Here is a 26,364-nt window from a genome sequence, read left to right as displayed (position 1 = left end):
CAGTCCCTTATTGGTGTATACTACATATGAATCGTCAACAGAGTAAGGAGCGAATGGGAAGAGTGTTAAACAAAAAACAAATTCAAATCTGTTTAGATGAAATGAAAAAAATGTTTCCGGATGCACATTGCGAATTGAGGCATGATAATCCCTTTGAGTTAGTCATTGCCGTCTTGCTTTCGGCACAATGTACAGACGCGTTAGTGAACAAAGTGACAAAGGGGCTCTTCGAAAAATACAAAACACCACAGGATTACTTGAATGTCACACTCGAGGAACTTCAGCAGGATATCCGTTCCATCGGTCTTTATCGAAACAAAGCAAAGAATATTCAGAAGCTATCTGAAATCCTCCTGGAAGAGTATGGAGGAGAAGTGCCTAAAGAACATGCAGAACTGGTCAAGCTTCCAGGAGTCGGAAGGAAAACGGCAAATGTAGTGGTTTCTGTCGCATTTGGAGAACCGGCACTTGCAGTCGACACGCATGTAGAGCGAGTAAGTAAACGGCTTGGGATTTGCAGGTGGAAGGATAGTGTGCTTGAAGTTGAAAAAACATTAATGAAAAAGATTCCAAGAGATGAATGGTCCGAGACTCATCACCGATTGATTTTCTTCGGAAGATACCATTGCAAAGCACAATCTCCTCAATGTGATGTGTGTCCTTTATTGGATTTGTGCAGGGAAGGTCAAAAGAGAATGAAAAAGAAGGAAAAGATATGAGTGGAGATCATCTGAACGTACCAACTGAACTTGTAGCTCCAGACTTTTTGGTGGGGTCCAAAGTCCTTCCTGAAAAATTCCTTGACGAGGCCCATTTCTTTTCTTATGAGGTTCTCTACTATAATGGTGAAGTAGTGGAGATGTGGCCATGGGACAATCGGGAAGACGCTGTTAAGAATGTGATCGAGGCATGGCAGAAAGAACGCATCATCATGGACGAAAAAATCAGATCCAAGGACCCTTCCATGACCTCTGACATGAGAAAGAATATAGGGTTACTTTTCATGCTGCTCTTTTGGAGTAATCGGCAGCCGGTCGTGCTCAAAGGTTGGGAGGAAGCTCTTCAATCCCTTTCCATAAAGCCTTTCAATGTGGTGGAAAGAGTGTCATTCATCAGGGAGAATCCTAAGTTGTACCACTCTTATATTCAACTGTGCGAATTGTTCCAAGAACAGCAGAAGAGGTTGGCGAAGGATCTGGCAATCGATAAGATGAAGAAAGAAATAAAATAAGGCAGCCGGAAAACCGGCTGCCTTTTTATCATGGTTATTGATTGAATAATCCTGGAGTGGATGAGTCGGTACCTGCTCCGCCGTTGCCACCGGTGTCGCCACCGTCACCAGTGCCACCGTCACCAGTGCCACCGTCACCAGTGCCACCGTCGCCGGTGCCGCCATCTCCGGTACCACTATCACCCGTACCGCTGTCACCTGTTCCTCCATCACCAGTACCAGATCCGTCTGAAGGTGGGGTTTCCCCGTCTCCATCATTACCGTTACCATTGCCATTGCCATTGCCGTTACCATTACCATTGCCGTTACCGTTGCCATTATTGTTTCCTTGACCGTCATCTTCTTCCTGATCTTTTTCATCTTTGTCGTCCTTGCCTTTTACGTCAAGGGTGACGGAAGCAGGGTCACTTCTTTGGTCATCTTTAATGGCCGTCACTTCAAAGGTGAAGGTACCGGTTGAAGTGATATTTTCAACATTCAGGCCTTGTTTGTCCGTAGTGGTAAGGATTTGCTTGTCTCCACCGTTTATTGAAACGGCTACCTCGAATGTAACATCTTTAGCTTTCTTATCATAATCCCATTTAAGGGTGATCGTTTGATCTTTTTTGTCATATTTAGCCTTCAAACCTTTAGGGGCATCAAGCTTATCAAACTGTTTCGATACTTTGTTTGGTTCGGTTCCTTTGACAAATAGCTCAGTGAGTATTTTGTCATCAGGAGTATAGTCACTTGGAAGTCTTGCAGGATTGCTTCCTTCTTCCACTTGAACTTCCACAACGCTTGCCGGTTTATTGAAGTCAGGTGTTTCCACCCCATCGTGCACATAGCTCATTAAGTCTTTGACGATGAACTGTGCGATATGTCGGTCTGAAGGACTCAACGAGAATTGATTCTGTTTATCGTAACCGGTCCAGACGGCTGCTGTGTAGTTCGTTGTATATCCGACGAACCAAGAATCCGGAGCATGAGATTTAGGAATATCATATTTCTCACGTGTCTCTTCGTTATAGTTGGTTGTACCTGATTTACCCGCCATCGGCAGCCCAGGAACTTTGGCGTATGCTCCCGTTCCATTTGGATGGTCGATGACACTCTTCAACATATCCGAAATCATATAAGCCGTATATTCCTTCATGGCAGGCTTCGGTTCATTCTCGTTCTTGATTTCGGTTTCTCCATCTCGAAGGACGACCTTCTTGACGGTATGAGGCTTGTTGTATATTCCTTCATTACCAAACGGTGCGTAGGCACCTGCCATCTGCATGGAGTTCATTCCAGGTGAAACGGCACCGATTGATGCTGATTCATAATAATGATCAAAGTCCAGTCCCAAACGATTGACGAATTCCTCGGCCTTTTCCGGCCCGACTTCTTGGAAAGCCTTCAATGCGGTGACGTTTCGGGAATCCCAAAGGGCTTCTCTCATCGTGATGTCACCCTTATGGCGAAGGTCGTAGTTGTTGATTTCAGGGCCGTCCGTGTATTTATAAGGTTCGTCTTTCAAGATATGGTAGGTCGACCATTTCAAGTATTCAACCGCTGGACCGTAGTCAAGCAACGGCTTGATCGTCGAACCAGGTTGACGCTTCGAATCGATGGCGTAATTGAATCCTCGCTGGACGGTTTCTTCTGTATTCCTGCCGCCACCGATGGCACGGACTTCACCGCTTTGCGTATCCATGAGCGTGATCCCGGCCTGCATGATGCCGCCTTCCTGATCGGGATATGAGAAGCTTGTATTTTCACCAGCCAAGATTTCTTCCACGCGTTTTTGAGCATTGGCATCAAGCGTCGTGTAGACTTTCAAACCATCAGAGAATAAGTTGTAATCGCCCATTTTCTCTACTTCGTCAATTACTGCATCGACAAATGCAGGATATTTGTTTCCGTTCTCAGCGGCCAGTTCCTCTTCAGAAACAAGGCCTTTCGTGATCGGAATCTTTTGGGCTTCTTCTTTTTGCTTTTCCGTAATTTTCCCGTGTTGTGCCATCAGTGAGAGGACGATATTCCTCCTCTTCTCGGCACGATCGGGATGCTTGAACGGGTTATAATTATTCGGGCTCTGTGGCAACCCTGCAATCAGTGCCGCCTCGTGTAGCTCGATATCCTTGATTTCTTTCCCATAATAATAGTCTGCTGCGGTTGCCATCCCATGGATGCCTGCGGACATATACACTTTATTGAAATACATCTCAAAGATTTCTTCTTTCGTATATTCCTGCTCGAGTTTCAGTGCAAGCCATGCTTCCTGTGCTTTACGTTTAAGTGTTTTGTCCGGGCTCAAGAAAGATCCCTTGATCACCTGCTGCGTGATTGTGGAAGCTCCTTCAGAACCGAATCCGCCTGTGATGTTGGCAATGACCGCACCACCGAGACGAATCAGGTCAATCCCGTTATGTTTATAGAAACGGTTATCCTCGGTAGCCAATACGGCATCCTGCATGACCTGCGGGATTTCATCGAAATTGGCATACTCTCTGTTTTCCTTCCCGACCGTTGTGATCAACTCTCCATCTTTATCATAAATCTCAGAGGCAATCGGGTCTTTCAGCAGTTTTTCATCAAGTTTAGGTGCGCTTGATGCGTAGTATGCGAATAGTCCGGCACCGGCAAGCATGCCGACGATCCCTATAATGAATAAAGAAATGATGCCACGTTTCACCATCGAACCCTTCTTGGATTTTTTGGCTTTAGAATTCTGCTGGGCGAGACGCTTTTCTTCCCTTGACTTATATTGACCAGCCATTTTGTTTCCTCGCTTTCAATCTTCTGTCTTTTTAGTATTGTCTAAGTTTTAATTTATACTACTCTTTATGGGAGAAACTATAGATTATCTCATTTTTAGTGAACTAAAAATATATCTGATGGACTATTTTTAGATAATCGACGCGGGGATGGAGGCCTAACGGAATCCTGAATCCTTCTTGTTCGATTTCCTGTTTCTTGATTGATTTTCTCCCACCACTTTCCATTCTGTCCCAATAATGTTTCAAAGGTCCGAATGGAAGAAGGTATACTTCTTCCGATAATGAGAACCGGAGAAGGACGAACGTGATGCCGTCTTGCATATGGACACTCTCCATATGGCGGATCTGGTGCTCGTGGAAATTCTGAAGGGGGAAGGACGTTTTGTTTTTCGTTTCCTTCGCTTCAAAATCAATATACCTGCTTTTGTATACGCCATTATAGTCAGTGGTAGACGGCTGTTTGAAATAAGCTTCCTTAATCACAGCCGCACTCCTTGTAGGATAGTGGACATCCACAATTTGTACTGGCGTAGGTTTTTTATGGATGACAGCTTTTTGGTGAGCAAGATAGTATTGATTGGTTTCGTTGATATCCTCCTCCAAGGTCATCCCGCGATTACTATAGGATATTTGTTTCGCGTTCGATTTCTTAGGGGAGTGATTTGTTTGTACATACTTTTTTCCATTGGGGTAATGGAATTTCATGGTAATACACCTCGCAGACTAAACTATATCATAACAGAAACCACTCCGACTTGTGTGAATAAATCATTACAAATTCCTTAAGATATGACTAAAAGAGAAGGGGGATTTATGGATAAAAACACGATTACCTACCGCTTTTTACCCTGTATTTCTGAATTTAAACGTCATTCGGAATGGATTGACTGCATCCGAAATATTGTAGAACGTCATAATCAAGATAATATAACAAGGACCATCGCTTATCAAAGCTTTTATCTTCTGCATCCCGAGATCAAATGGTCGTTCCTGGCATCGATGGTTTCAAGGAATGCCGGATGGAATATGACCGATCTTGAAGGTGAGACGCTAAAGACCCTTTTGAGTGCGGAAACGCGGAAGAATCTCTTCATGACCTATGAGAGGGCGAACTGGTCCATCTTTCAAGATGCTTTCCCTCAACTCCTTGTCTATCACTATTCGACGTTATCTGGTGAAAAAATGTTTCACTTATTAGAAGAATTTAATGTTTCCTCATTCATGCAGACTGAATGGAGTAGGTACTGGGATGAAAGGGATGGGGAACGGCTCGTGAAATCCCAAATCATTAATGAGCAGAATTTGATACAGGGGCCGGTCATCGAACATCCTGTTTATAAGAGGAAAGTATTTCGGACGGGGCTTTTTTTCATGGAGGATCACCTTCACTTTTGTTCGGTTATATTCCCTACATTGGATGGCCGATTAATCGGGGCCAGTGTACACGATTTCAGGAAACTGGATGAACGGATCAAATTAGGGGAGATTCTGTATAAAATCCTATTCCATGAAACCTTTTATCCGTCTATTTTTGAATTTGCTCAAAAGGTACAGCCCACTGGTTCTAGAAAGGATTATGAGGAGTTTTTTAAAGAGTTAAACAATAGGGCCAGTAGTGATGTGTTGACTTCTCTTTACAACAAAGTGAATCATCATTGGGACATGGAAGGGGATTGGTCCAAGAAAACGTACGTTCAAGCAGCTTGGTATGAAGAACACGACATACCGGAGGATCCTTCAATGACCGCGTGGTTTTTCCGTAAGCAGAATCAATTAAGGAAGGTTGCATGGTTAAAGTCGAAAATGCCCTGGCCGAAGAAAAGGACTGCAGGAAGATAATCCAGCAGTCCTTTATGCTTGTCGGGGCTGAGTGAGCCGCCTCCGCTTTTGTATCGTCCAGCTACGGGGCTTAGAGGCACATGTCATAAGTCAAGCCGTCCATGAAGGCAAAGAACACCTTCTTGGCCGCCTCGCCTTATGCCACACGCCTCTGACCAAAGCCCCTCCGCTTTTGTTATCATCCAGCTACGGCGGCTAGCCCCTCGAGGTCATAAGCTAAATGATCCAGGAAGGCAAAAGAACGCCTTCCCGGCCCATTCATCTTATGCTTGTCGGGGCTGAGCGAGCCGCCTCCGCTTTTGTTAAGTCGCGGGTCTGTTTTCGCCTTCTAGTTTTGGGTTGCCTTTTGATGCTTTGGTTTGGTGCTTATTTGTTTCGTTAGTTTGTTTTGTGTTTTTGTTGTTTTGTGTTTTCAATTTGAACACCTCCGCTACTATTATTTGAGCTTTGACTTTAATTATTCAGCAGGTGTCGAAATATCATAGGCAGGTTGTCCTATTTGCACTTTCTTTGCCGAATCAGTTCTAGTTTTGTCAAGGTGGGAGGGGATGTGGTTTTTTGCGAGAATAATACAAGTAAATCTAAAAAGCCGGGAGGAAGAATCATGCTTCCAAAACAAGATATCCTGTTAAAATTAGCCGAAATTGAAGAAAGTCTGAATCAGCTTGAACAGAGTGTGTATGATCGTATTTCAATGGAGGGTAAGAGTGAGGAAACGAAGCTGGCTGAAAAGATAGAAGAGCTTGAAGTGAAAATAAGTGCAGTCGAAAGCAGGACAGAAGCCATGATAAATAAAAGACCACCTTCATATGTGGCCAATAGACTTGAATTATCTTATAAGACATCATAAACTTTCTATTATAAAGTAGCATTACTTGCTACTTTTTTTATTTTTGTTTTTTATACCAGGAGGGTCTTATATTCATGACACAGTTAATAACCGTTGTTGAACATCTAACCGAAACAGTTCATCTTATGATGGAGGAATATAAAACAAGGCGTGAATCAGGTGAGAAAGGTGAGTTCTATGAAGAAGTGAAGCCTTTTGCAGACAAAGCCAAAAAATTGAACGATCAATGGAAAGAGCTTTCCATGGAATGGATAAAAGAAGAAAGACCCAAGCACCTGCACATCCCGCAGATCATGAATACATATGATAATATCGAAATGCTTTCTGTCCATTGCTTCTTTCCTGAATCAAGTTATAATCGATTCATCAGTCACCATCAATCTGTCGTTTACGTCCTTGAGACGCAGCTGAAAGAATTGAAAAATTAAAAAAGGGGCTTTCCGGTGGAAGCCCTTACTATGTTTTGCCCGATTGTTACAGGCTTGGCACGGCACAGTTAAAGCTTGTATGGATTTGCCTGAGCAATTCTTTATAGTTTTGCAGAGAAATTTCGTTTGAGATGTACAATTTTTTAGTCAATGTAAGAAGTTCCAGACTATCGGATGCTCCGTATTGCTTTTGCTTCTCATACTTGGTTAACAGTTCACTAAAGTTCATACTCATTCCTCCCAATACTCTTATATTAAGGCAGTCGACCTTCTATTCATTATCCTAACATGGAAAACCCTTTCTTAAAGTTATTAGAATAATGTAACTTCCGACATTTTTTGAGGGTTTGTCGAAAAAACTTTTTCAGTTTTTTCACCATCTGGGCGTGGGTTTCATACCTTGTAGTAACCGTAATGAAGTAAAGGGGGCTTAGTATGAATCCACATCCTTATTATCGTAATTTCCAGAATTACCCTCAGTATCCTTATCCATTTCAACAGCAACCGTATAATCATAATATGAGTCAAATGTACAGTGGTCCATTACAGCATGGTGTACAGCAGCCACCGCCAGAGTATTACACGCATGTCACTGGAAGGCCGGATCAGTTTAATCAAACAGGCTATACTAATCCTTTTTTCGAAAATCCACTTCAACAAGAGGAATATAATCCTTATCAAATGAAAGCATGGCAGCAGCAACAGCAGCAAACATATGCAAATCCTTATCCGAAGGCATCATTTATGGCAAAACCGGCCAAATCAGGAATGGGCAACATTATGAATTCATTCAAATCCCAGGATGGTTCATTCGACTTCAATAAGGTCATGAACACGGCGGGACAAATGATGGGGGCCGTAAATCAAGTATCTTCACTCGTCAAAGGATTGGGTGGGGTGTTTAAACTTTAATGGAAAAAGAGCAGCGATCGATCGCTGCTCTTTTCCCTTGTTAAGACTTAAAAGTTTCAGTCTATGCTGATTCTCTTTCCGGATTGTTTCTCCACCTTTATTTGCAGAAGGCCATCTTTATAAGAGGCTTTTACATCTTTTTCATTGACGACAGAAGGAAATGGAATCGTCCGGCTGCTTCTGTTCATCGTTTGTTTACTTTTGATTACCTGATGTTTCTCATTTTCCTCCGTATAATGCAGCATATCCGTAATCGTAATTGTAACGAAATTTGGAAATACTTCTAAATTGATTTGCTCCTTTTTCACTCCCGGCAGTTCGGCGACGATCAAGTAATGATGATCATGTTCTTTTAAGTTGACTGGGAAGGATTGAAATGGATTGGCAGCAGACGTGAAGAATTCATCGATACTTTGCAGCATTCCTCTCATCGGTTTTTCATGAAAGAATTCGTTCATCGATTGCATCAAGTCTCCGAAACCATTCTTTTTCTTTGAAGAATCATTTGGTAAATGATTAGGCATGGATGCCATCTCCTTTCTGGGCAGTTCTCTTCACATTACTATATGAAAGGGAGTGTTAATGTGAAACATTAATTCATTTGAATAATGGAAACTCGCAAATAGAATCCACCCGCCCGAGTACGATATTTATTTTTACATTCGAACATAGATTCGATAAAATAGGCTGTAGAGGTGAAGAGAATGTTTAAGAAAAGCAACCTTCAAGATCTAATCGAACAATTTAAGAAAGACGATCAATTCAACAAACAAATCATACATTGGCATACAATAGATGAAAAACCTGCAAAACTGGTTGAGATCCCCGGTGGCATTGATGAACGGATTCAGGATGCCCTTGGCAAAAGGGGGATCGAGAACCTCTATACACATCAACGGGAAGCATTCCAACTCGCAATGGAAGGAAAAAGCTTTACGGCCGTGACCCCTACCGCATCCGGAAAAACATTGTGCTACAATCTTCCGGTCTTGCAGACGATCATGGAAGATCCAAATGCAAGGGCTTTATATATCTTTCCAACCAAAGCACTCGCACAGGATCAGAAGAGTGAGCTGAATGACATCATCTCTGAGGCAGGTGTATCGATCAATAGTTATACATATGACGGGGATACTTCAGCAAATATAAGGCAAAAGGTCCGGAAAGCAGGACATATCGTCATCACCAATCCGGACATGCTTCACTCTGCCATCTTGCCGCATCATACAAAATGGGTTTCTCTATTTGAGAACCTAAAATATGTCATCATAGACGAGCTCCATATTTATAGGGGGGTGTTCGGGTCCCATGTGGGCAATGTCATCCGAAGGCTTAAACGGATATGCGAATTTTACGGTGCCCGGCCAGTTTTCATCTGCACATCGGCAACCATTGCCAATCCGAAAGAATTGGCGGAACACCTCACTGGAAGTGAGATGGAGCTCATTGACAATAACGGGGCACCGAGTGCGAAGAAGCATTTTGTTTTTTATAATCCGCCCATTGTCAATAAACCGTTGAATATCAGGAGAAGTGCGACCCTCGAAGTAAGGAGGATTGCCGGAGAACTGTTGAGGAATAGGATCCAAACGATTGTATTTGCCCGGAGCAGGGTAAGGGTCGAGATCATCCTGACCTATTTACAGGAACTGGTGAAAGGCCAGTTAGGGACAAAATCGATTCGTGGCTACAGGGGTGGCTATCTGCCGACACAAAGAAGGGAAATTGAGAAAGGGCTCAGAAACGGCGATATATATGGGGTGGTAAGTACAAATGCACTTGAGCTGGGTGTCGATATCGGACAGCTCCAAGTGTGTATCATGACGGGTTATCCCGGTACGATCGCCAGTGCGTGGCAGCAGGCGGGGCGTGCTGGCAGGAGACATGGCGAATCATTAGTGATCATGGTGGCAAGCTCCAGCCCGCTTGATCAGTTCATCATCGACCATCCAGATTACTTCTTTAAACAGAGCCCAGAGACGGCAAGGATCAATCCCGATAACCTGATCATTTTGATTGATCATCTTAAATGTGCTGCCTATGAACTTCCATTCAGGGACGGCGAACAATTTGGATCCCATGAGGTGGAAGACATCCTTGAGTTTCTTGCAGAGGAGAAGCTTCTGCACAAGAATGGTGACAAATGGTACTGGATGAACGATGTTTTCCCTGCCCACAATATCAGTCTGAGGTCAGCTTCTCAGGAAAATGTCATCATTATTGATCAAACGGACATCTCTGCAGTCAAAGTGATCGGTGAGATGGATCGTTTTTCCGCCATGACGCTGCTTCATGATGAAGCGATTTATTTACATCAAGGTGTTCAATTTCAGGTTGAAAAGCTCGATTGGGAGGAAAAGAAGGCATTTGTCCGTGAAGTGGACGTCGATTACTTTACGGATGCGAACCTCGCCGTCCAGCTTCGGGTCCTGGAGACGGACAAGCATAGGGTATCGGGGGATTCTGAAATTGCATATGGCGATGTGACGGTACAAGCGATGGCGACGATCTTCAAGAAGATAAAATTCGATACCCATGAAAATATCGGTTCGGGGCCGATCCACCTTCCCGAAGAAGAGCTTCACACAAATTCTAGCTGGATCTCACTCGGCGATGATTCGATGTTCACGCAAGAGAGGTTGGAAGAGGGCTTGATCGGTGCATCCCAAAGTCTTAAATCCATCATCCCTCTTTATGTGATGTGTGATCCGAGTGATATATTCGTGGTCCCTCAAGTAAAAGCGGCCCACAATGATAAACCGACGATATTCATTTATGATCGATATCCCGGTGGAATCGGATTAAGTGAAAAAGTATATGATGGGATCGAACAAATCATTTCAGAGGCCAGGAATTTAATTGAAAGCTGCCCGTGTGAAAACGGCTGTCCATCATGCATCGGGACTGAGCATTCCATGAGGACTGCCAAGAATGATGCATTGAGATTACTTCATCTATACATGCAATAAGGATGAGAGGAGGAAGAACGTGTCCCTCAAGAACAAATTGAACAGAATGAAAAAACATATTGTCAGGGAGTCGGTGGAAAGTGAACCGGAAACGGTGAAGTCGATTGATATCCTTGAAACAGACCTCCCTCACAAGGATCGGTGGAAAGAAAGTGGGACATCTTCGTATTATCTTGATGATGATTTCTGTCTTGTGCGACAAAAAAGGTACCCACTTCATTACAAGCACGGCAAATACAAGTTTCAAGAGCTGATAAGGGCGGTTTCAGCATGGCAGGGCTTCAGCGGCACCCATCCCTTATCCTCCAAGGGACTCCTTCCTCAGGACCTGTTTTTCTTCGATACCGAAACGACGGGTTTGGGCGGTGGAGTCGGAAACACCATCTTTCTGCTGGGGCATGGGAAGATCGAAGGGGATGAAGTTGTGGTAACCCAGCACTTCCTCCCGCAGCCCGGAAGTGAGATCCCCCTTTACCACAGCTTCCTGGAAACGGTAGATTACAATACCCTTGTCACATATAACGGAAAAGCGTTTGATTGGCCACAGGTCAAAACAAGGCATACGCTTATCAAGGAACATGTCCCGCATCTCCCGAAATTTGGTCATTTTGACTTGTATCATGGATCAAGGAGATTATTCAAGCACAAGATGGAGTCTGTCAAATTGAGCAATGTAGAAAAAGAGATCCTCGGATTTGAAAGAGTCGATGATGTACCTGGATACCTTGCCCCGATGATTTATTTTGATTATGTGGAACGAAAGGATCCCGAGGGGATATTCAAAGTGATGGAACATAATGAGATGGACATCCTTTCCCTCATCACCCTATATACTCATTTGAGCTTTGAATTGCTGCACATCGGTGATCGTTCTACTGAACAGGAGTCCTTTGAAGCGGGAAGGTGGCTTGAATACACCGGAAATGGGGAGATGGCGAAGATGAGATTCGAGCACCTCCTCAAAGGGAACGGGGATGCTAACCAGGAGGCCGCTCATCACCTCGCTTTCCGTTATAAAAAAGAGCAGAACTTCGATAAGGCGCTCGAGCTATGGGAAGGGCTGAATGATGCTTGCCCGTCTAAGATCAGTGCCCTAGAAGAAATGGCAAAGATCTATGAACACAAAAAGAAGGACTATGAACGTGCGCTTAAAAAGTGCATGGAACTTCAATCGCTACTCATTGAAACTGAAATGGATAAAATGAAAAAAGAACGAAAGCTTGAACAGTTGGATGCGCGGATCAATCGGTTGAATTCCAAGCGAATTAGGAAGGGATTGTCTTAATTCCAAAATGTACCCGTAATCTTGTAAAAAATCGCAAATTTATGGTTCAATCTCCTTATTATTATATTGAGAATTTTCACAAGTCGTTGTAAAATGAATAATTGTGTGGAATTTATATATGTTTAGATAGGATGATGAAAAATGAACCGTGCGATCTTAATCTTATTCTTTGTCGTCATTGGTTTAACGGCATATTTCTTTTCGAATTACTCTGAAACTCTATACAGCTTCATGTAGGGTCACTTAATATACAAAAATAGGTATTTGCATTAGTACATGTTCCCCTTCCTCTTCATAGGCTATTAATGTATCAAAAACATGATGAAAGGAGAACATGACTATGTTTTGCAGACCTAGACCAAACAAGGTGCTACCAGCAGTAATGCACCCAACGAAGAATTGTGTGAACCAAACGTTTACAACTTATGAGGTGCCGCATATTCACCCGCAGCATACAACGACCGTAAACAATATTCAATATCAACATAAACACTACTTCCCTCAGACTCAATCCGCAGTCGACAATGTCACAAATCAGCAGTTTAACTGCGGCGGAGGCCCTGGTGGACCAGGCGCGCCAGGTGGACCAGGACCAGGATTCGGTCCAGGACCGGGACCAGGATTTGGACCAGGACCAGGATTCGGACCGCGTCCACGCCCGCCATTCGGACCATACTAAGAGTGAGTGAAGAAACAGCATAGAGATCGGGGTGGCTTCGGGGATCTGATGATCCTTGGTGTCACCCCTTTTTTTCACAACCTAAAAGAACCATCAGCGAAAATATGGTACAATGAATAGATAAAGGAAAGACTATTAGGATAGCCTGGGCTTATCCCCCTTAGTAAAGGAGTTTTGCTTTTTGGGCAAGGTTGCATGCTTGACTGGTTATAAATCCTTTGAGCTGGGAATATTCAAGCAAGAAGAAAAAGCGATTCATTACATAAAGCAAGCGCTAAGAAAAGAATTACTTTCATTGCTCGATGAAGGCTTGGAATGGGTGACCATCAGTGGTCAGCTAGGTGTGGAACTGTGGGGAGCCGAAGTCGTATTCGAACTTCAGGAAGAGTATCCCGACTTGAAGCTTGCCGTGCTGACACCGTTCCTGGATCAGGAAGAGAACTGGAATGATACCAATAAGGAATATTATGAAATGATCCTCTCACAGGCTGATTTTGTAGACTCCATTTCCAAAGAACCATACAAGAGTCCACAGCAGTTCAGGAACCGAAATCTTCTTTTCCTGCACAAAAGTCAGTACCTCGTCGTGTTATATGACGTGGAAAAGGAAGGATCGCCTAAATATTTCTATGAAGAAGCAAGGAGATATCAGGAAAGCCATCCTGAATTCCAAATTCGGTCCATTTCATTTCAAGATCTACAGTGGATTGTAGAAGAAGAACAGTGGAAAGATGCATAATATGTTGTTCTGGACCCCAATGAGCAAGTACTTTTTAAAAAGATTTGACAAAATGAAGCGAATTTGAAAAAATAATAAAGATAAATTCAGAGGTGAATGCGATGATCTCAGATAAAGTGAAATTAACGGCAAAAGATATCCTTGAAAAAGAATTCAAGAGCGGCATGAGAGGCTATAAACCGGAGGATGTAGACAAATTCCTCGATTTGATCATCAAGGATTACGAAACGTTCCATCAAGAGATAGAAGAATTGCAACAGGAAAATATGCGTCTGAAGAAACAGGTTGAAGGTGCAAGTAAGCGCCCGGCTGCACAGCCTCAAGCCTCAGGGACTACGAACTTTGATATTCTTAAACGCTTATCAAATCTCGAAAAGCATGTATTCGGTAGCAAGTTGTACGATTGACATTTATTTCAAGTTGAAAAGAGATCATACTTACTATATAATTAGTTATTGCTGATCCTTAATAGCGTTTGGGTAATCGCTGCAGCTTCTGCTGTAGAGGAAAGTCCATGCTCGCACGGTGCTGAGATGCCCGTAGTGTTCGTGCCTAGCCAATTCATAAGCTAGGGCAGCTCAATCCTTTGAGTTGACGGCAGGGAAAATACCTAAGTCCTACGGGATACGGTATGAATACCTTGAAAGTGCCACAGTGACGAAGTCCTGTTAGAAATGATAGGAGTGGAACGAGGTAAACCCCACGAGCGAGAAACCCAAATTTGGTAGGGGAACCCTTCTGGAGGAATCGAACAAAGGAAGGGACAAAGGCAATGCCTTTGTAGATAGATGATTACCACCCGAGTACGAGATGATAAGTCGCCTGCAGTACAAAGGAACAAAACATGGCTTACAGAACGCTATTTCAGGAAAAGACAATAGTTGACTACAAAACCAAGTGACTGATACAAGCAGGTAAACTCTACCTTTGGTATCAGTCCTTTTTATTTGGATTTTTCTAATTGATGGGTGCATAATGGACGATACTATATACTATTCAAAGTAACGAGGTGCATGAAATGAGTACATATACACTGATTGCGACTGCCGCGATGGGACTTGAGGCAATCGTGGCAAGAGAAGTAAAGGATTTGGGATATGATTGTCAAGTGGAAAACGGAAAGGTGATCTTCAAGGGTGACGAAACAGCTATCGCCAGGGCTAATATGTGGCTTCGTACTGCCGACAGGGTCAAGATCCTGGTAGGGGAGTTCAAGGCATATTCCTTCGATGAACTGTTTGAACAGACTAAAAAGCTTCCTTGGGAAGAATACATGCCTGAGGATGCTGAGTTCCCTGTACAAGGAAAGTCTGTCAAATCCAAGCTGTACAGCGTCCCTGATTGTCAGGCGATTGTTAAGAAAGCAATAGTGGAAAGAATGAGACAGGCGTATAAGAAGACATCATGGCTCGATGAAACGGGACCGCTTTATAAGATCGAGGTGGCATTGCATAAAGATACTGCAAGTATCACGCTTGATACAAGCGGTCAGGGACTTCACAAAAGGGGGTACAGAACCGGCCAGGGGGAGGCTCCACTTAAGGAGACACTGGCTGCTGCCCTCGTCAAATTAACGACATGGAATCCGGATCGTCCGTTCCTGGATCCATTCTGCGGTTCTGGTACGATCCCCATCGAGGCGGCATTGATCGGACAGAACATCGCCCCTGGCTTCAATCGGGAGTTTTTGTCAGAGAACTGGTCTTTTATTTCCAATGATGTATGGGACAAAGCGCGTATGGAGGCGGAAGATGTAGCTAAGTACGATCAGCCCCTTGAAATCATGGGTACAGACATCGACCACCGGATGGTGAATATCGCGAAAGAGAATGCGATGGAAGCTGGACTCGGTGACCTCTTGACATTCAAACAAATGCAAGTCAGGGATTTTGTCACTGATCTTGAATATGGGATCGTGGTCGGGAATCCTCCGTACGGGGAAAGACTTGGGGAAAGACCTGAAGTCGAACAGATGTATAGAGAGATGGGACAGGCGTTTGAAAAGCTCGATACATGGTCCGTTTACATGTTGACGTCCCATGAAGGATTCGAATCGTTTTACGGTAAGCCAGCCACAAAGAAAAGAAAGCTGTTCAATGGGTTCATCCGAACGGATTATTATCAATATTTTGGTCCTCGTCCCCCAAAAAAAGATCGGAACGATGTCTGATTTTTAAATAAGTGGAATATCCTGCTTACTTCCTGCGTATACTAGTGCTATCATTTTTTTCTGGGGAGTGAGAGAATATGGAACATTCTCTTAGGGATTTCCATAAGATCTATCAGGCATTGGAAGGCTCATTGTCGTCGATTTCCATCGATCAGGAAGCGGATGCTTCCATTCAGCACAGCTTGATGGATGCGAAAATCAACTTGAACAAAGCCTTTCAATATGAATTGCAAAGACATAGTAGAAGATTCGATTAACACCAGGGACTCACTCCATACAAGTGGTCATATCCCCTTTGTATGGAGTGTTTCTTTTTGTGCGTGCTCCAGTTGAGCTGGGGGGAAGAAGTGTATGGTGCACTTTTTCTAGCAAATTAGCAGTATAGCAATTGTTGCAGGAGGTCTGTATGAAAAGTAAATTACCTTTCGATTTAACGAAAGATCAATCATTTTATGAAGCCCTTTCAGATTGGGTGGGGGATGTCTTCTATGATATCCTGCCGGAAAAAGGATTCGATCTCAGGGATGAACAAGTATTCATGGCATTTCAACTTAATCAAGCATACAAACAGAAACAGGTTATGTTTGCAGAAGCAGGCGTCGGTACAGGAAAAACGTTAGTCTATCTTTTGTATGCGCTGTGCTATGCCAGATATACAGGGAAACCGGCAATCATTGCATGTGCAGATGAGACGCTGATTGAGCAGTTAGTCAAAAAGGATGGGGACATAGAGAAACTAGAGAGGGCACTCGAACTGGACATAGATGTAAGACTGGCGAAATCACGGGAGCAGTATTTGTGCAACAAAAAGTTGGAAGAAAGGTTGCACGCCAATGAACAATTTCATGATATTTGGGAAGGTCTGCCCTCATTTGTGCATGAAACGAATTCCATGAACAAATTCACGCACTATGGTGATCGGAAAGATTTCCCTTCTCTAACTGACGATGAGTGGAACGAAATCGGATGGGATTCCTTGCAGGATTGTATGTCTTGTGTTTATCGCCATCGTTGTGGACAGACTCTCCATAGGGAGCATTATCGCAGTGCAGGCGATTTGATCGTCTGTTCACATGACTTTTACATGGAACATATTTGGACAAAGGAATCACGTAAACGTGAAGGTCAGCTGCCATTACTACCCGAAGCGAGCTCAGTCGTATTCGATGAAGGTCATTTATTGGAGTTTGCTTCACAAAAGGCGATGACTTACCGGATGAGGATGGAGACACTCGAGGGGCTTCTCGAACGACTTTCCGCATCTGATATGAGAGAAGCGACACTTTATCAGATTGAGGATATCATGGTAGCAAATGAAACCTGGTTCACGCTGCTCGAAAGTGAAGCGAGGATTGAACCAGGAACCGTAAGGCAGTACATCACCCGTTCACCTGCAATATTGGAACAGGGCAGGATGCTGACAGAAAATATAGAGAATTTATTGAATGAACTCGTTTTCGAAGCGGAAATGTACGTGATGGACGATTACTTATTGAAGGTAGTGGAAGAGTATCTCGAGCAAATCCAATACTCATTGAAACTATTCCTCGAGGATGAAAAAGGGATCTATTGGCTTGAGGCGACGGAGGATGAGCACACATTTGTTGTTATGCCGAGATTGGTGGAGGAAATACTTCGCACGAAGGTATTCTCACAGAAAATCCCATTCATATTCTCTTCCGCTACATTATCGTATGATAAGGACTTTTCATACGTGGCACAATCACTTGGGATCCAAAGCTTCGAGAAGTTCTCGGTCGACTCGCCTTATGAATATGAGGATATGATGAAATTGTATGTTCAAACGAATATTCAGGGGAATGAAGCGAAGTTCCAATATGCCATTGAACAGTTGAAACGAAATAATGGAAAAACACTGCTACTTTTCTCTACCAAAGAAGAGATGGACGCTTTTCGTCAGTTCAACAAATCAGGTATGGCAGACGAGTGGAAGATCATTTTCGAAGGAGATCAGGAAATCAGTCATACCGTTGAAGAGTTTCAACGTGACACGTCAAGCGTACTTTGTTCCTATCATCTGTGGGAAGGACTTGATGTACCGGGCGAATCACTCTCCCAAGTAATCATCATGTCATTGCCGTTCCCGCCTAAGGATCCTGTATTTGATGCGAAGCGCAAGCATGCAGGAGAGCCGATGAAGGAAGTGGATATTCCATACATGCTACTCCGCATGAGGCAAGGGATCGGACGCCTGATCCGTACCAACGAAGACTACGGGAACATTCATATCTTGTTGAATGAAGAAGAGTCTTCGTTTAGAGAAGCGCTGGATGGGATTCTTCCCGTACAGGAAGAAACGATGAAGATTTAACGGAGGGCCGTCTAAAAGACGGCTCTTTTTTATGATGTATGAATCAATAAACAAAATACGTGAGAAAGAAAATCATGGAAGCATTTTAGAAGGATCTGTCAGAAAAATATGATAAAATAATAGAGATGTTTAAAAAGGGGGCTTTACAATGAGAGAAGAACTAGTGGAAGTGAAAGACAGCTTTCTTGACTATGCTAAAAAAATGACGGCTTATAATGAAGCACTAAGCTTAATGTTCTGGGACTTAAGGACGGGTGCACCAAAGAATGGGGTTGAACAACGTTCTGAAGTGATCGGAATGCTTTCATCCGATCTATTTGAGATGTCCACTTCTAACGAAATGGCCGCATACCTTGCGAAACTTTCACCTGAGAAACACGAGCTGGATGAACAGACACAAAAGCTACTTGAGGAATGTCAGAAGGAGTATGACCGCAATAAGAAAATCCCGGCAAAAGAATATAGAGAGTATGTTGTCCTGCAGTCCAAGGCGGAATCGATCTGGGAAGAGGCGAAATCCCAATCGGATTTTAACATGTTCCAACCTTACTTAGAGAAATTGGTAGATTACACTAAGCGTTTCATCGAGTACTGGGGCTACGAAGAGCATAAATACGATACGCTTCTCGATATGTATGAACCAGGGGTCACGGTAAACGTCCTGGACGAGGTGTTTCGTGAACTGAGGGACAAAATCGTACCACTTGTACATAAAATCTCTGCATCTGAAAACAAACCGGACACGGCATTCCTATTTGAACACTTTCCAAAGGAAAAGCAAAAGGAGTTCAGTTTGGAAATCCTTAAGCAAATGGGGTATGACTTCAACTCTGGAAGATTGGATGAGACCGTGCATCCGTTCGCAATCGGGCTGAACCCTGGTGATGTCAGGGTGACGACCAAGTATGATGAGAAGGATTGGAGAACGGCTGTATTCGGAACGATTCATGAAGGTGGGCACGCACTTTATGAACAGAACATCTCGAAAGATCTGGTCGGAACGCCGTTATGCACGGGAACTTCGATGGGCATCCACGAATCACAGTCATTGTTCTACGAGAACTTCGTTGGAAGGAATTATTCATTCTGGAAGCAGAATTATGATCTGCTCAAGCAATATGCCAACGGGCAATTCGACTCGGTGGACCTTGACCAATTTTATAGGGCGATCAATGAATCGAAGCCATCGTTGATCAGGATCGAAGCGGATGAATTGACGTATGCCCTTCATATCATCATCCGGTATGAGATTGAAAAAGGGATATTCAATGATGAAATCAAGGTGGAGGACCTGCCTCGGATCTGGAATCAGAAATATGAAGAGTATCTTGGGGTCAAGCCGTCCAACGATGGAGAAGGAGTGCTTCAGGATGTCCACTGGGCAGGAGGGAGCTTCGGATACTTCCCGTCTTATGCTCTTGGCTATATGTACGCAGCGCAATTCAAGAACGCCATGGAAAAAGATATCCCAGACTTTGATGAGCTCCTTGAAAAAGGCGAGCTTACACTGATCAAGGAATGGATGACGGATCATGTCCATCAGTGGGGTAAGATGAAGAAGCCGCTTGAAATCTTGAAAGACGTGACAGGCGAAGGCTTGAACGCTTCCTACCTTGCAGAATACCTGATCGATAAATATACCAAAGTCTACTCTTTATAATGCGAAAGGCCGCTTCTTTTTAAGAAGCGGCCTTTCCTGAATATCTACTGGAACTTACCAAACTCTGAATCCCTTAGAAGGAGGCGGACCATTCTGGAACATATCAATGAATGGAACGGTATATGCCACCAAAATCAGTGCAGCGAGGATGGTAAGCCAAATCTTCCAATTCTCAAGGACCATCGGTGTCTTTTCTGCTCCTTCGGCCTGTTCGCCGATTGGGAATTCTTCTTCGCCTTTAGGAGCGAAGAAAGCGAGATTGATGAAAATATAGAGTACCAGGATGATTCCGATGAAGAGAATCGTTCCACCGATTGCCTGTGCAACCTGATAAGGGATCCAGTCAAGCGCTTGTTTGGCATCCCCGTAAGTAGAGAACGAAGATCTTCTCGGAGCACCCAATAAACCTACGGCATGCATCGCTCCGGACATGATGCCCATACCGCATGCCCACACAATGGCCTGTACGATGGCGAGTTTATTCATCGCCTTCGTCAAGACCCGTCCTGTCAAATGGGGGACGAGCCAGTAAGAGATACCGAAGAACGTCAGAACAACCGAGGTAGCCAACGTCAAATGGAAATGCCCGGTCACCCAGATGGTATTGTGCACAACCTGGTTCATCTGATTGGAGGCATTGATCAAGCCCCCGGCACCGGCAGGGATGAAGGCCACCATACCAATGAACGGGACCGTGAAGCGGGCATCGCCCCAAGGAAGCTTCTTGAACCATCCGAATAAACCAGTGGCGCCTTTAGAACGGCCAAACAACTCAAAGGTTGCAAACAAAGAGAAGGCGGTCATCAAGGATGGGATGACGACCATGAACGTAAGGGTCACTTGAAGGAACTTCCAAAATGCATCGATCCCTGGTTCGACGAGCTGATGGTGGAAACCGACCGGAATCGAGAATAAAAGAAACAGTACGAAAGACAACCTTGCCAAGGAGTCGGAGAAAATTTTCCCCCCGATGACCTTGGGGATGATGACATACCAAGCCATATAAGCAGGAAGCAGCCAGAAATAAACCAATGGATGTCCGAAATACCAGAATAACGTCCTGCTGATGAGCACGTCGACTCTTTCAACTAGTCCGAGTGACCAAGGAAGCAGTTGGAAGAGGACGGTGCCAGCCACACCAAGCGTTGCAATGATCCATAATACCATATTGATGATTGCCATGAAGGTCAGAAGAGGACTGGATTCGCCAGGATGTTGTCTTCTCCATTCCACGTATTTGATGATCATGCCCGTTCCACCAAGCCAGCTACCGACGACAACGAACGTTAAACCGAGGTAGAAAATCCAGTGAGCTTTAAGAGGGGCATAAAATGTATAAAGAACTGTCGCCTCATTCAGTAAGATCATCGTGGCGGCCATTAAGGTACCGACGAGCATCACCCAGAACCCTATCCAGCCGAATAAGCGGGACTTACTTGTGTAGGTTCCTGACGTTCTTGAAATGGCTGCATGTTGGAAACCAAGTATAAAGAATGTGGTAAGAACTAGGCCAAGTAAAACACCATGCACGGTAAGAACCTGGTAATAGCCGATTCCTGCAGGTAGCGTAAAGCTTCCTGAACGGACCAGCACTTGCAATAATCCAGCCAGTCCACCGAGTGCAAGAGCGATGAATCCAACATAGATGTGGGCCATTGCGAGCTTTGCGTCTTTACTGTCGATTTTAATGAAACGTTCTTCTTTCATGTCAGTCCACCACCTTAATCATGGATTTCATTGTATGATGACCTACGCCACAGTATTCGTTGCAGACGACGAGGAACTCTCCCGTTTTATCCAAAGTCGTTGTATATTCACTGATATAGCCTGGTTCAAGCATCATATTGATATTTGTACCCGCAACTTCGAAACCGTGGATGACATCCTTGGTCGTCGCGATGATTTTTAGCGTTGACCCTTTTGGCACTTCTACTTCTCCTGGGTTATACATAAATGTCGAAGCCACTAATACTAGTTCGTAATCCCATTTCTCCCCTTGGACTTTCTTCAGGCCAGGTTGATCGAAAGGGGCGATCGCATCGACTCTTTCAGGGTTAATATAAGCCTTTGCACTCGGAGGCTGATGTCCCTGATGAAAAGCACTGATCCCCAATATAAGTAAAAAGATAATAAGAGAGCCGGTCCCGAGAGTCAGCCACCATTTTTCATAACGATGCAAATGCATGTTCAATCACTCCTTCTTCCATTAAAAACGATTGATAAATACGATAAACACTCCGATCCATGAAAGAACCAGGAAGCCACCAAGCAGTAATACGGATGTTAGCGTGCCTTTCAAACTAGAGGCATCTTCCACGTCGACCTTCGTCTTTCTGTCCAATTCTGGATTTGCCATCGTGCTCACTCCTTTCACCACATCTTCGCGGTATGATTGGCTACCTTCATCATACCCGTCAGTGCCAATGTCCTACTGTGATAAACATCACACTTGGAGAGGATAATTGTGAAGGAATTGTGAAGTCTATCACAATTTAACGAAAAGAGTGTGTGTGTATCGCCAGATATATGCACATGTACCGATTCAACAAAGTTCTCATACATTATAAGTAGTATGGGATTTTATATGTTTTGGAGGCGAGTCACCAAGTGGAAAACTATTACTGTAAAAAGTGCTGTCAGCTGTATAAGGAGAAGAGGGTGTGCAGGTATTGTGGGGAAATGGCCGAGGCGAAAATCGAAATACAAGTCCATTTCCAACCGGATAAGAAGAAGTAAGATTAAGGCGGATCATTCCCGTATGTGTTAAGATATTGAATATTATCAATATTCTAGGGAGTGTTTAGCGTGTATCTACCATCATTTTCATTGAATCGTAAAACGGCTGTCGTGACAGGGGCAGGCAGGGGGATTGGACGGGCATTGAGTATAGGGCTTGCCGAAGCAGGAGCTGATGTGGTGTTGCTATCGCGTACGGAAGCTGACTTGGAAGAAACGGCAGCATCCATTGAAGCGTTAGGGAAGAAAGCTTATATCTTACCGTGTGATGTGACCTCTAGGGACGACATCAATAAGGTGTTGAACTACATAGAGGACCAGAAATTGAACATTGATATCTTGATCAACAATGCAGGAATGAACATCAGGTCGAATGCATTGGAAGTGACCGATGAGGAATGGCAGCAGATTATGGATACCAATTTGAAATCTGCTTTTATGATGAGTCAGGAAATTGGTTCACACATGAAGGATCATGGTGGAGGGAAAATCATCAATATCGCTTCCGTTGCCGGGCATGTGGCCCTCCGTACGGGGGTTGTCTATGCTGCTACGAAAGCGGCGATGATCCAAATGACAAAGGTGCTTGCCTTTGAGTGGGGGAAATATAATATCAACGTAAACAGTATTGGACCATGGTATTTTAAAACGCCATTAACAGAAGAACTTCTCAAAAATGAGGATTATGTAAAGGATATCCTGGCGGTCACTCCATTGAAAAGGATTGGGGAGTTACAGGAGTTGGTCGGACCAGCTGTGTTCCTGTCATCAGATGCAGGAAACTATGTTTCTGGTCAGACGCTTTTTGTCGACGGGGGCATGACCATTCAAGGATTTTGACGATAGAAAAAAGCGGACATCCTTCAATGTCCGCTTTTTGCATCCCGCTCATTTTCTTGCATGAAGAGGATCAGGAAATCTCCTGCATGTTCGATTGTGACAGGGAGCTGCAAAGCTTGCTGGAAGCCATAAAGTCTTGAATCACCGATAATGACGGTGGGAGTTGTGATATCTGCTCGATATCCGCTTTGTGCAAGTGAGGTGGCAAGGTTCCCTACAATCATATTGCCTAATTCACCTGCGAATGATTCCAGCATTTCACCCGATAAAGGCATTCCGAACATGGATGCTGCAAGAGCTTGGAAACTCTCTTCCCCGCCATCAATGAGGAATCTTCCGCGGGTATCACCCGTCATTCCGATCAATACACCGATGCCATGCTTATTATAAGGTTCGTCTAAGGAAGTGGGTTCACTTACGATCACTTCCATCGGGATCACGCCTTTTAATGAGGTGATGAAATGATTTACTGTATCCGTAAGACTGGTGGTCATATTCATGTGAATGCCTCCGTGATTTAGTCCTGTTCATTATAACATACCTTATGGGTCTTAAGGCTCCTTCGTCAGGTTCAATATGAAACTTTTTACCTATTTTTATATGGGGATTTCTTCATTCTTTTCAATTTGAACGTACGACTCTCCTCGTGCATACATGATTATTTCAAAAATGGTAATGCTATCCTTACATGGAAAAAGATAAGGAGAGTCGTTGCATGCCTAAAATTATTGCCGTTGAAACAGAAATCCCGCCATTTAAAATCACTCAAAAGGAAGTAGCGGAATTTGCACGCAATTTGTTTTCCGGTAGTTTCAAGGATATAGACCGCCTGCTGCCCATATTTGATAATGGAGAAATCGAAAGCCGCTACTTTGTGAATGACATTGACTGGTTTTCAACTTCTCATTCATTTCAGGAAAAGAACGATCTATTCATCCATCATGCAGTTGAGATGGGAACGAGGGCCATCGAAAAATGCATGAAAAAACATAATATTGAATACGAAGAAATCGATGCAATCTTCACGATTTGTACATCCGGACTAGCGACCCCGAGCATCGAAGCGCGCATCATGAATGTCTTGCCATTCTCTTCACATGTGAAACGGATTCCAATATGGGGGCTAGGATGTGCCGGGGGAGCCGCTGGATTATCAAGAGCTTATGAGTACTGTCTTGCATTTCCCGAAGCGAATGTATTGATCCTGTCTGTGGAATTGTGCTCCCTGACATTCCAACATGGTGATCGATCCAAAAGTAATCTAGTCGGAACCTCCCTATTTGCCGATGGGGTTGCATGTACAGTGGTCAGCGGTGAAGACAGCAAGCTACTTCATGCAAACAGCTCCCCTTTGCCTACGATATTTGCGACACAGTCCACAACACTGAAAGATTCCCTTGATGTAATGGGCTGGAATATTAAAAACGATGGGCTTTATGTCGTTTTTTCAAAGGACATTCCGACGTTAGTCAAGAATTGGCTGCGACCGAATGTGGAAGGATTCATTCATGCACATGGGATCGATTTGGCTGAAATCAATCATTTCGTCGCCCACCCTGGAGGAAAGAAGGTAATCGATGCTTACATAGAAGCGCTGGGGTTTGATGAGAGTATGACGGAGAATAGCATGAATGTGTTGAAGGAATTCGGTAATATGTCATCGGTGACGATCTTTTATGTCCTTAAAGAATTCCTGGAGAGTCCATGCAACAAAGGGGATCTTGGTTTAGGTACCGCGCTTGGACCGGGGTTCAGTTCAGAATTAGTTTTGATGAGGTGGGAATGATGATATTTTTCGGTTTATTTTTTGCCATTTTGATCATTCAACGGGTGGCAGAGTTAGTGATTGCCCGAAAAAATGAACAGTGGATGAAAGAACGTGGTGCAAAGGAATTTGGACAAAGTCACTATCAATTCATGGTCATGATTCATTCCGCTTTTTTTGTCTCATTGCTAATTGAAGGAGGCATATACCATACGGGAGTCCATCCCCTTTGGAAGTACCTCTTGGCAGGGTTCCTTCTCACTCAGGCTGGGAGGATCTGGGTCATTTCTTCTCTTGGGAAGTATTGGAATACAAAAATCATCGTTCTTCCTGATACTGAAGTAGTGGCAAAAGGACCGTATAAACTGTTCAGGCATCCGAATTATCTCATTGTCACGGTTGAATTGGTGTTGATACCTCTTCTATTCAATGCATATTGGACATTGATCATCTTTGCCGTTCTTAACCAATTAATCCTCTTCACCAGAATCCCCGTTGAAGAGAGAGCGTTGAAGAGTGAAACGAATTATGAAAGAGTCCATATAGGCACGCCCGGCTGGATAGGTGCATCAAAAAGAGAAAAATGAAAATTCTTATTGAAAATGATTATCGTTTTTGATAAGATTTAATTGAACATGAAAATTATTCTCAATTGCAAGTCCAAATATATGTAAAGGTGGGATTGGATATGGTTTGGTTGTTCATATTGTTAACGGTGGTTACATACGGCTTGATTATGAAAAAGGTATTGTCTAATGTGATGGTCGATCGACATCCCGTTCAAAAAAGAGACTCTGTACAGTATGAATCAAGATCATTTGTTCCTTCCAATCTAATGCCAACAGAATCGACCCGATAGTCTTCTTCGTCTGAAGAAGGCTTTTTTTATTTGAACTTTTTTAACATCACTACTCGTTGCCATCTAAGAAGCGAATAGTGGTTGATTTGCGCTCCAGGTGCTCGCTTTCCGCGGGGCGTGAGTTGAGAATCCTCGGGCTTTGCCCTGCGGGGTCTCAACTTTCCCGCAATTCCCGCAGGAGTTATGAAAAAAATTTCATTAAAACTGCTTAATGAAAAAAAGACATGCGAAGATCCGTTTCCCCATTTGATGAAGAGTTGAATACAATGATGCAGGAACCTTAGACATGAAATCATAGAGATATTATGAGAAATACGATAGAA

Annotated in this window: 26 protein-coding genes and 1 other RNA gene; 19 read left to right on the top strand and 8 right to left on the bottom strand. The window is 43.7% G+C overall.

Features of this window, described 5'->3' with window-relative positions:
* Window positions 1–62 precede the first annotated feature (62 nt).
* Together nth and LCM10_RS06360 are read left to right on the top strand one after the other, a co-directional pair.
* The gene (gene nth / locus LCM10_RS06365) at window positions 63–719 is read left to right on the top strand and encodes an endonuclease III (protein WP_224875635.1); all 657 of its coding nucleotides are present in this window, start codon (window positions 63–65) and stop codon (window positions 717–719) included.
* Window positions 716–1,231: a YpoC family protein gene (locus LCM10_RS06360; RefSeq protein ID WP_224875311.1), complete on the top strand. Its 516-nt coding sequence runs from the start codon at window positions 716–718 to the stop codon at window positions 1,229–1,231. The genes nth and LCM10_RS06360 overlap by 4 nt, the downstream gene beginning before the upstream one ends.
* Window positions 1,232–1,265: 34 nt before the next feature.
* On the opposite strand, the gene LCM10_RS06355 is transcribed toward LCM10_RS06360, so the two are convergent.
* Window positions 1,266–3,977 carry a transglycosylase domain-containing protein gene (locus LCM10_RS06355; protein WP_224875310.1) on the bottom strand — a complete coding sequence of 904 codons (2,712 nt, stop codon included), beginning with the start codon at window positions 3,975–3,977 and terminating at the stop codon, window positions 1,266–1,268.
* A gap of 103 nt (window positions 3,978–4,080) precedes the next feature.
* Window positions 4,081–4,683, bottom strand: a complete 603-nt coding sequence (gene recU, locus LCM10_RS06350; RefSeq protein WP_224875309.1) for a Holliday junction resolvase RecU — start codon at window positions 4,681–4,683, stop codon at window positions 4,081–4,083.
* Between the two features lie 108 nt (window positions 4,684–4,791).
* Here recU and LCM10_RS06345 point away from each other — a divergent pair, with 108 nt between their 5' ends.
* The 3 genes from LCM10_RS06345 (at window position 4,792) to LCM10_RS06335 (ending at window position 7,095) form a co-directional block, all read left to right on the top strand.
* Window positions 4,792–5,817 (top strand): DUF2515 family protein, encoded by a 1,026-nt coding sequence (locus LCM10_RS06345; RefSeq protein WP_224875308.1) that lies wholly within the window; start codon window positions 4,792–4,794, stop codon window positions 5,815–5,817.
* A 604-nt stretch (window positions 5,818–6,421) separates the two neighbouring features.
* Complete coding sequence (locus LCM10_RS06340) at window positions 6,422–6,667, top strand: hypothetical protein (protein ID WP_224875307.1); 246 nt, start codon at window positions 6,422–6,424, stop codon at window positions 6,665–6,667.
* Window positions 6,668–6,741: 74 nt separating this feature from the next.
* On the top strand, window positions 6,742–7,095 hold the full coding sequence (locus LCM10_RS06335) for a YppE family protein (protein ID WP_224875306.1): 354 nt from the start codon (window positions 6,742–6,744) through the stop codon (window positions 7,093–7,095).
* Window positions 7,096–7,141: 46 nt separating this feature from the next.
* On the opposite strand, the gene yppF is transcribed toward LCM10_RS06335, so the two are convergent.
* Window positions 7,142–7,324, bottom strand: a complete 183-nt coding sequence (yppF, locus tag LCM10_RS06330; protein WP_224875305.1) for a YppF family protein — start codon at window positions 7,322–7,324, stop codon at window positions 7,142–7,144.
* A 206-nt stretch (window positions 7,325–7,530) separates the two neighbouring features.
* On the opposite strand from yppF, the gene LCM10_RS06325 reads away from it, so the two are divergent.
* Complete coding sequence (locus LCM10_RS06325; protein WP_224875304.1) at window positions 7,531–8,007, top strand: YppG family protein; 477 nt, start codon at window positions 7,531–7,533, stop codon at window positions 8,005–8,007.
* A 56-nt stretch (window positions 8,008–8,063) separates the two neighbouring features.
* On the opposite strand, the gene LCM10_RS06320 is transcribed toward LCM10_RS06325, so the two are convergent.
* Complete coding sequence (locus tag LCM10_RS06320; RefSeq protein ID WP_224875303.1) at window positions 8,064–8,531, bottom strand: Hsp20/alpha crystallin family protein; 468 nt, start codon at window positions 8,529–8,531, stop codon at window positions 8,064–8,066.
* A 180-nt stretch (window positions 8,532–8,711) separates the two neighbouring features.
* Here LCM10_RS06320 and LCM10_RS06315 point away from each other — a divergent pair, with 180 nt between their 5' ends.
* The 10 genes from LCM10_RS06315 (at window position 8,712) to LCM10_RS06270 (ending at window position 19,841) form a co-directional block, all read left to right on the top strand.
* Entirely contained in the window at window positions 8,712–10,976 is a 2,265-nt protein-coding gene (locus LCM10_RS06315) for a DEAD/DEAH box helicase (RefSeq protein ID WP_224875302.1), read from the top strand.
* A gap of 19 nt (window positions 10,977–10,995) precedes the next feature.
* Window positions 10,996–12,261 (top strand): ribonuclease H-like domain-containing protein, encoded by a 1,266-nt coding sequence (locus LCM10_RS06310; protein ID WP_224875301.1) that lies wholly within the window; start codon window positions 10,996–10,998, stop codon window positions 12,259–12,261.
* A gap of 340 nt (window positions 12,262–12,601) precedes the next feature.
* Window positions 12,602–12,940 (top strand): CotD family spore coat protein, encoded by a 339-nt coding sequence (locus LCM10_RS06305; RefSeq protein ID WP_224875300.1) that lies wholly within the window; start codon window positions 12,602–12,604, stop codon window positions 12,938–12,940.
* 181 nt (window positions 12,941–13,121) lie between these two features.
* Window positions 13,122–13,679: a DUF1273 domain-containing protein gene (locus LCM10_RS06300; RefSeq protein WP_224875299.1), complete on the top strand. Its 558-nt coding sequence runs from the start codon at window positions 13,122–13,124 to the stop codon at window positions 13,677–13,679.
* Between the two features lie 101 nt (window positions 13,680–13,780).
* On the top strand, window positions 13,781–14,086 hold the full coding sequence (gpsB, locus tag LCM10_RS06295; protein ID WP_224875298.1) for a cell division regulator GpsB: 306 nt from the start codon (window positions 13,781–13,783) through the stop codon (window positions 14,084–14,086).
* A gap of 64 nt (window positions 14,087–14,150) precedes the next feature.
* Window positions 14,151–14,536, top strand: an RNA gene (gene rnpB, locus LCM10_RS06290) — RNase P RNA component class B.
* Window positions 14,537–14,697: 161 nt separating this feature from the next.
* Window positions 14,698–15,849, top strand: a complete 1,152-nt coding sequence (locus tag LCM10_RS06285) for a THUMP domain-containing class I SAM-dependent RNA methyltransferase (protein WP_224875297.1) — start codon at window positions 14,698–14,700, stop codon at window positions 15,847–15,849.
* A 77-nt stretch (window positions 15,850–15,926) separates the two neighbouring features.
* Window positions 15,927–16,106, top strand: coding sequence for a hypothetical protein (locus LCM10_RS06280; RefSeq protein ID WP_224875296.1), 180 nt, complete (start codon window positions 15,927–15,929; stop codon window positions 16,104–16,106).
* Window positions 16,107–16,255: 149 nt separating this feature from the next.
* Window positions 16,256–18,181, top strand: a complete 1,926-nt coding sequence (locus LCM10_RS06275) for an ATP-dependent DNA helicase (RefSeq protein ID WP_224875295.1) — start codon at window positions 16,256–16,258, stop codon at window positions 18,179–18,181.
* Window positions 18,182–18,329: 148 nt separating this feature from the next.
* On the top strand, window positions 18,330–19,841 hold the full coding sequence (locus LCM10_RS06270; RefSeq protein ID WP_224875294.1) for a carboxypeptidase M32: 1,512 nt from the start codon (window positions 18,330–18,332) through the stop codon (window positions 19,839–19,841).
* 54 nt (window positions 19,842–19,895) lie between these two features.
* Here the strand turns inward: LCM10_RS06270 and LCM10_RS06265 are convergent, their stop codons facing one another.
* The 3 genes from LCM10_RS06265 to LCM10_RS06255 are packed head-to-tail and all read right to left on the bottom strand — an operon-like array spanning window position 19,896 to window position 22,197.
* On the bottom strand, window positions 19,896–21,548 hold the full coding sequence (locus LCM10_RS06265; protein ID WP_224875293.1) for a b(o/a)3-type cytochrome-c oxidase subunit 1: 1,653 nt from the start codon (window positions 21,546–21,548) through the stop codon (window positions 19,896–19,898).
* Window position 21,549: 1 nt separating this feature from the next.
* Window positions 21,550–22,026 carry a cytochrome c oxidase subunit II gene (locus LCM10_RS06260; protein ID WP_224875292.1) on the bottom strand — a complete coding sequence of 159 codons (477 nt, stop codon included), beginning with the start codon at window positions 22,024–22,026 and terminating at the stop codon, window positions 21,550–21,552.
* 21 nt (window positions 22,027–22,047) lie between these two features.
* A complete protein-coding gene (locus tag LCM10_RS06255) occupies window positions 22,048–22,197 on the bottom strand; it encodes a cytochrome c oxidase subunit 2A (RefSeq protein ID WP_224875291.1) in 150 nt (49 codons plus the stop codon).
* 449 nt (window positions 22,198–22,646) lie between these two features.
* Here LCM10_RS06255 and LCM10_RS06250 point away from each other — a divergent pair, with 449 nt between their 5' ends.
* Entirely contained in the window at window positions 22,647–23,417 is a 771-nt protein-coding gene (locus tag LCM10_RS06250) for an SDR family NAD(P)-dependent oxidoreductase (protein WP_224875290.1), read from the top strand.
* Window positions 23,418–23,440: 23 nt separating this feature from the next.
* Here the strand turns inward: LCM10_RS06250 and LCM10_RS06245 are convergent, their stop codons facing one another.
* A complete protein-coding gene (locus tag LCM10_RS06245) occupies window positions 23,441–23,917 on the bottom strand; it encodes a chemotaxis protein CheX (RefSeq protein ID WP_224875289.1) in 477 nt (158 codons plus the stop codon).
* 215 nt (window positions 23,918–24,132) lie between these two features.
* Here LCM10_RS06245 and LCM10_RS06240 point away from each other — a divergent pair, with 215 nt between their 5' ends.
* Entirely contained in the window at window positions 24,133–25,203 is a 1,071-nt protein-coding gene (locus LCM10_RS06240; protein ID WP_224875288.1) for a type III polyketide synthase, read from the top strand.
* A 2-nt stretch (window positions 25,204–25,205) separates the two neighbouring features.
* Window positions 25,206–25,769: an isoprenylcysteine carboxylmethyltransferase family protein gene (locus LCM10_RS06235; protein ID WP_224875633.1), complete on the top strand. Its 564-nt coding sequence runs from the start codon at window positions 25,206–25,208 to the stop codon at window positions 25,767–25,769.
* Window positions 25,770–26,364: the final 595 nt, after the last annotated feature.

Origin of the sequence: Rossellomorea aquimaris (assembly GCF_020171925.1) — a bacterium.
Lineage (GTDB): Bacteria > Bacillota > Bacilli > Bacillales > Bacillaceae_B > Rossellomorea > Rossellomorea aquimaris_F.
This window is presented reverse-complemented; position numbering and strand designations above follow the sequence as displayed.

What these genes read in the sequence shown, in the direction of transcription:
- LCM10_RS06345 (WP_224875308.1), top strand. Translation starts at nt 4,792, where the DNA reads ATGGATAAAAACACGATTACCTACCGCTTTTTACCCTGTATTTCTGAA.
- LCM10_RS06285 (WP_224875297.1), top strand. Translation starts at nt 14,698, where the DNA reads ATGAGTACATATACACTGATTGCGACTGCCGCGATGGGACTTGAGGCA.
- LCM10_RS06320 (WP_224875303.1), bottom strand. Translation starts at nt 8,531, where the DNA reads ATGCCTAATCATTTACCAAATGATTCTTCAAAGAAAAAGAATGGTTTC.
- LCM10_RS06340 (WP_224875307.1), top strand. Translation starts at nt 6,422, where the DNA reads ATGCTTCCAAAACAAGATATCCTGTTAAAATTAGCCGAAATTGAAGAA.
- LCM10_RS06275 (WP_224875295.1), top strand. Translation starts at nt 16,256, where the DNA reads ATGAAAAGTAAATTACCTTTCGATTTAACGAAAGATCAATCATTTTAT.
- LCM10_RS06360 (WP_224875311.1), top strand. Translation starts at nt 716, where the DNA reads ATGAGTGGAGATCATCTGAACGTACCAACTGAACTTGTAGCTCCAGAC.
- LCM10_RS06245 (WP_224875289.1), bottom strand. Translation starts at nt 23,917, where the DNA reads ATGAATATGACCACCAGTCTTACGGATACAGTAAATCATTTCATCACC.
- recU (WP_224875309.1), bottom strand. Translation starts at nt 4,683, where the DNA reads ATGAAATTCCATTACCCCAATGGAAAAAAGTATGTACAAACAAATCAC.
- LCM10_RS06240 (WP_224875288.1), top strand. Translation starts at nt 24,133, where the DNA reads ATGCCTAAAATTATTGCCGTTGAAACAGAAATCCCGCCATTTAAAATC.
- LCM10_RS06325 (WP_224875304.1), top strand. Translation starts at nt 7,531, where the DNA reads ATGAATCCACATCCTTATTATCGTAATTTCCAGAATTACCCTCAGTAT.
- LCM10_RS06315 (WP_224875302.1), top strand. Translation starts at nt 8,712, where the DNA reads ATGTTTAAGAAAAGCAACCTTCAAGATCTAATCGAACAATTTAAGAAA.
- yppF (WP_224875305.1), bottom strand. Translation starts at nt 7,324, where the DNA reads ATGAACTTTAGTGAACTGTTAACCAAGTATGAGAAGCAAAAGCAATAC.
- LCM10_RS06305 (WP_224875300.1), top strand. Translation starts at nt 12,602, where the DNA reads ATGTTTTGCAGACCTAGACCAAACAAGGTGCTACCAGCAGTAATGCAC.
- LCM10_RS06265 (WP_224875293.1), bottom strand. Translation starts at nt 21,548, where the DNA reads ATGAAAGAAGAACGTTTCATTAAAATCGACAGTAAAGACGCAAAGCTC.
- LCM10_RS06255 (WP_224875291.1), bottom strand. Translation starts at nt 22,197, where the DNA reads ATGGCAAATCCAGAATTGGACAGAAAGACGAAGGTCGACGTGGAAGAT.
- LCM10_RS06355 (WP_224875310.1), bottom strand. Translation starts at nt 3,977, where the DNA reads ATGGCTGGTCAATATAAGTCAAGGGAAGAAAAGCGTCTCGCCCAGCAG.
- LCM10_RS06270 (WP_224875294.1), top strand. Translation starts at nt 18,330, where the DNA reads ATGAGAGAAGAACTAGTGGAAGTGAAAGACAGCTTTCTTGACTATGCT.
- LCM10_RS06335 (WP_224875306.1), top strand. Translation starts at nt 6,742, where the DNA reads ATGACACAGTTAATAACCGTTGTTGAACATCTAACCGAAACAGTTCAT.
- LCM10_RS06280 (WP_224875296.1), top strand. Translation starts at nt 15,927, where the DNA reads ATGGAACATTCTCTTAGGGATTTCCATAAGATCTATCAGGCATTGGAA.
- gpsB (WP_224875298.1), top strand. Translation starts at nt 13,781, where the DNA reads ATGATCTCAGATAAAGTGAAATTAACGGCAAAAGATATCCTTGAAAAA.
- LCM10_RS06260 (WP_224875292.1), bottom strand. Translation starts at nt 22,026, where the DNA reads ATGCATTTGCATCGTTATGAAAAATGGTGGCTGACTCTCGGGACCGGC.